Source organism: Streptomyces sp. FH025 (assembly GCF_017427025.1).
GTDB lineage: Bacteria > Actinomycetota > Actinomycetes > Streptomycetales > Streptomycetaceae > Kitasatospora.
This window is the reverse complement of record NZ_JAFLNG010000644.1, coordinates 1-4,427: the sequence shown is the minus strand read 5'-3', so window position 1 is coordinate 4,427 and position 4,427 is coordinate 1. Positions and strand designations below refer to the sequence as shown.

The following is a 4,427-nucleotide window of genomic DNA, read 5'->3' as shown; positions in this document are numbered from 1 at the left end:
CCTCACCCGAACGGCCACCACCCGGGCGGGCCATTCGCCATGGCCCCATCGGGCCATGCCCCAGCTGACCCATCGGTGCGCCATTTCCTCTTGGCCCCACCTGAACGGGTGATCTATGCCCGGGAGTTGTGGCGCATGTCACGAAATCCCTGCGCGCTCGTCCACGGATGCCGACACTGGGAACCAGCGTGGAAGGACCACCTGTCCTACCCACTTGAGCGCCGGTCCACACCCGGTCGGCGCGCGGACAGGATCCGGCTGCCGCGGCGGCCCCGGACGGCACAACCTCCCGGGACCGCACCACGGGGGAGGATCGCAGAGCGAAGCGAGGGTACGCGTATGTGCCAGCACCGTCCTGAGTGCCCATCGGCCGAGTCCGAGGACCGCGAGGCGGCCGTGCCGGTGGCCTGCCACCCGGAGCAGGGCTGGAGCCTGCTCTGCAACGGCGTCCTGCTGTTCGAGGACACCGGGGAGCTGCTGCCCGACGGCCGGGTGATCGCCCCGCGCCGCCCCGTCGCCCACGCGGCCTGAGCCGCACGGCGGGGGCAGCCGCCGACCGACAACACGACATTCCGATGTCACGCCGTTCCAACGGCACGAAGGGCAGGGCCCCGGCGGAATCACTCCGCCGGGGCCCTGCCGCATGCCGTGCTGCCGAACCGGTCAGACGCCGTACTCGTCCAGCGGCGGGCAGGAGCAGACCAGGTTGCGGTCGCCGTACGCGCCGTCGATCCGGCTCACCGGCGGCCAGTACTTGTCCGCCGGGTTCACGCCCGCCGGGAAGACGGCCTCCTGCCGCGAGTAGCCGTGCGCCCAGTCACCGGCCAGCGAGGCGGCGGTGTGCGGGGCGTTGCGCAGCGGGTTGTCCTCGGCCGCCCACTCGCCCGAGCCGACCTTGTCGATCTCGGCACGGATCTCGATCATCGCGTCGCAGAACCGGTCGATCTCGTGCAGGTCCTCGGACTCGGTCGGCTCGATCATCAGCGTGCCGGCCACCGGGAAGGACATCGTCGGCGCGTGGAAGCCGTAGTCGATCAGACGCTTGGCGATGTCGTCCACCGTCACGCCCGTCTCCTTGGTCAGCGGGCGCAGGTCGATGATGCACTCGTGCGCGACCAGCCCGCCCGGGCCGGTGTAGAGCACCGGGAAGTGCGGCGCCAGCCGCTTGGCGATGTAGTTGGCGTTCAGCACCGCGACCTGGGTCGCGTGCTTGAGGCCCTCGCCGCCCATCAGCCGGACGTACGCCCAGGAGATCGGCAGGATCGCCGCCGAGCCCCACGGCGCGGCCGAGATCGGGCCGACGCCGGTGGCCGGGCCGGCCTCCGCCTGCAGCGGGTGGTTCGGCAGGTACGGCGCCAGGTGGGCGCGCACCGCGACCGGGCCGACGCCCGGGCCGCCGCCGCCGTGCGGGATGCAGAAGGTCTTGTGCAGGTTCAGGTGCGAGACGTCCGCGCCGAACTTGCCCGGCTTGGCGAGGCCGACCAGGGCGTTCAGGTTGGCGCCGTCCACGTACACCTGGCCACCGGCCTCATGCACCAGGGCGCAGATGTCGGTGATCTGGGTCTCGTACACGCCGTGGGTCGACGGGTAGGTGACCATCAGCACGGCGAGGTTGTCGCGGTGCTGCTCGATCTTGGCCTTCAGGTCCTCGACGTCCACGTCGCCGTCGACCAGGGTCTTCACCACGACCACGCGCATGCCGGCCATCACCGCGGAGGCGGCGTTGGTGCCGTGCGCCGAGGACGGGATCAGGCAGACGTCGCGCTGGGCGTCACCGTTGGCGTGGTGGTAGGCGCGCACGGCCAGCAGGCCGGCCAGCTCGCCCTGGGAGCCCGCGTTCGGCTGGATCGAGACGGCGTCGTAGCCGGTGACCTCGACCAGCTGCCGCTCCAGCTCGCGGATCAGGGTCAGGAAGCCCTCGGCCTGGTCGACCGGCGCGAAGGGGTGCAGCTGGCCGAACTCCGGCCAGGTCACGGCCTCCATCTCGGTGGTCGCGTTGAGCTTCATGGTGCAGGAGCCCAGCGGGATCATGCCGCGGTCCAGCGCGTAGTCCCGGTCCGACAGGCGGCGCAGGTAGCGCAGCATGGCGGTCTCCGAGCGGTGGCTGTGGAAGACCGGGTGGGTCAGGTACTCGTCCTCGCGCAGCAGCGCGGCGGGCAGCGCGTCGGCGGCCTCGGCGACCTCGACCGCGGGGACGCCGAACGCGGACCAGACGCCGGCCAGGTGCTCGCGGGTGGTGGTCTCGTCGGTGGAGACCGAGATCCGGTCCTCGCCGTCCTGGTAGACGTTGATGCCATTGGCGCGGGCGGCCTCGGCGATCTCGGCGGCGCGGCCCGGGACGACGGCGGTGACGGTGTCGAAGAACTCGCCGTGCAGCAGCTCGACGCCGCCGGCCCGCAGGCCCTCGGCGAGGGCGGCGGCGTAGCGGTGGGTGCGGCGGGCGATGTCGGCCAGGCCGTCCGGACCGTGGTAGACCGCGTACATCGAGGCCATCACGGCGAGCAGCACCTGGGCGGTGCAGATGTTGCTGGTGGCCTTCTCGCGGCGGATGTGCTGCTCACGGGTCTGGAGCGCCAGGCGGTAGGCGCGGTTGCCGTCGGAGTCGACGGACACGCCGACCAGGCGGCCGGGCAGCGAGCGGGCGTACTCGGCGCGCACCGACAGGTAGCCGGCGTGCGGGCCGCCGAAGCCCATCGGCACGCCGAAGCGCTGCGAGGTGCCGCAGGCGATGTCGGCGCCCAGCGCGCCCGGGGACTTGAGCAGGGTCAGCGCCAGCAGGTCGGCGGCGACCGCGACGATCGCGCCCATCCCGTGCGCCTGCTCGATCACCGGGGCGAGGTCGCGGACCACGCCGGTGGCGCCCGGGTACTGGAGCAGCACGCCGAAGACGCCGCGCTCGGCGACCTCCGCGGGGATGCCCTCGGACAGGTCGGCGACGACGACCTCGACACCGGTCGGCACGGCCCGGGTGTTGATCACCGCGACGGTCTGCGGCAGGGTCTCGGCGTCGACCAGGAAGACACCGCCCTTGACCTTGGTGACGCGACGGGCCAGCGCCATCGCCTCGGCGGCCGCGGTGCCCTCGTCCAGCAGCGAGGAGCCGGAGGTCGGCAGGCCGGTCAGGTCGGAGACCAGGGTCTGGAAGTTGAGCAGCGCCTCCAGGCGGCCCTGCGAGATCTCCGGCTGGTACGGCGTGTAGGCGGTGTACCAGGCCGGGTTCTCCATGACGTTGCGCAGGATCACCGGCGGGGTGAAGGTGCCGTAGTAGCCCAGACCGATCATCGGCTGGAGCACCCGGTTGCGGCCGGCCAGCTCGCGCAGCTCGGCGAGGACCTGCGCCTCGCTGCGGCCGGCCGGCAGGTCCAGGGCGGTGATGGAGCGGATCGCCTCGGGAACGGCGGTGGCGGCGAGCTCGTCCAGCGAGCTGTAGCCGACCGACGCCAGCATCTTCTCCTGGGCGGCGGCGTCGGGGCCGATGTGGCGGTTCTCGAAGGGGCTGGCCAGCTCAAGCTCGGTGAGGGTCGAGGCGCCGGTGGGGCGTCCCGCGTTCGGCTGGGCGTTCATGGTGGTCGAGGCCTCCTGGTCACGGACCGGCGGGGGGTTCGCACGCCGGCCTTGACCGCTGCGGACAGCGGTCGGCCTGGGCGGACGGACCCGACAGGCCTCCCCCTCTGTCATCGGGACCTGAGAGCTTCGCCCGCACGTCGCGCTGTGGGCGCTTCGTCGGCTTGCACCGTCGGTGAGGGTGGTGATCGTCGGCTCCCGCGCCGGCGCTCCTGCCCTGCTTTCCAGAGTGACCTATCCCGCACGGTACGGATGCCTGAGAGATTCCGGGGAGGAGTTGCTCCTTCGGCGCCCCGACCAGCGGTTTTCGCGGTCGGAGACTCTCCCGAGCGGGCTCGGCAGTCGCCGCCCAGGGTACCAGCGGGAGGCCCCGCGATCACGGGTGCGTCAGGTCATTCGGGGTCTACGCGCGTCCCCCGGACGGGCGAGCCCGGACCCGTCCGGACGCACCCCGGGTGCATCCGCCCGATTCATGGCTTTTGGTGTGAAGTGGCGGACGGGACGGGTGCCCCGGCCGCCGTACCTGCGGGAGTTCCGCAGGCACAGCGCGCTGGAGGCAAGAGTGCAGACCGACATCGACCCCCGCGACCTCATCGGGCACAAAGCGGTCGACCGCAACGGTGACAAGATCGGCACGGTCGACGAGGTGTACCTGGACGACGCCACCGGCCGACCGGAGTGGGCCGCCGTCCGCACCGGCATCTTCGGCCGGGACGCCTTCGTCCCGCTCACGACGAGCGAGTTCTCCGGCGACGAGCTCCGGGTCCCGTACGACAAGTCACTGGTCAAGGACTCGCCGGACTTCGGTGTCGGCCAGCACCTTTCGCCCGCCCAGGAGCTCCAGCTCTACCGCTACTACGGCC

Annotated in this window: 3 protein-coding genes and 1 riboswitch; of the genes, 2 read left to right on the top strand and 1 reads right to left on the bottom strand. The window is 72.0% G+C overall.

All coding sequences use genetic code 11. The features are described 5' to 3' along the window. Positions 1 to 339 precede the first annotated feature (339 nt). A complete protein-coding gene (locus J0670_RS31205; protein ID WP_148641485.1) occupies positions 340 to 531 on the top strand; it encodes a DUF5999 family protein in 192 nt (63 codons plus the stop codon). A 132-nt stretch (positions 532 to 663) separates the two neighbouring features. Here the strand turns inward: J0670_RS31205 and gcvP are convergent, their stop codons facing one another. Beyond that, positions 664 to 3,564, bottom strand: a complete 2,901-nt coding sequence (gcvP, locus tag J0670_RS31200; protein WP_207815217.1) for an aminomethyl-transferring glycine dehydrogenase — start codon at positions 3,562 to 3,564, stop codon at positions 664 to 666. A 234-nt stretch (positions 3,565 to 3,798) separates the two neighbouring features. Then, positions 3,799 to 3,902, bottom strand: a riboswitch (glycine riboswitch). A gap of 224 nt (positions 3,903 to 4,126) precedes the next feature. Here gcvP and J0670_RS31195 point away from each other — a divergent pair. Further along, a partial coding sequence (locus tag J0670_RS31195) for a PRC-barrel domain-containing protein (RefSeq protein ID WP_207815218.1) occupies positions 4,127 to 4,427 on the top strand: 301 nt, incomplete at its 3' end.

Coding starts and splice junctions, on each gene's coding strand:
- gcvP (WP_207815217.1), bottom strand. CDS start 3,564: ATGAACGCCCAGCCGAACGCGGGACGCCCCACCGGCGCCTCGACCCTC.
- J0670_RS31205 (WP_148641485.1), top strand. CDS start 340: ATGTGCCAGCACCGTCCTGAGTGCCCATCGGCCGAGTCCGAGGACCGC.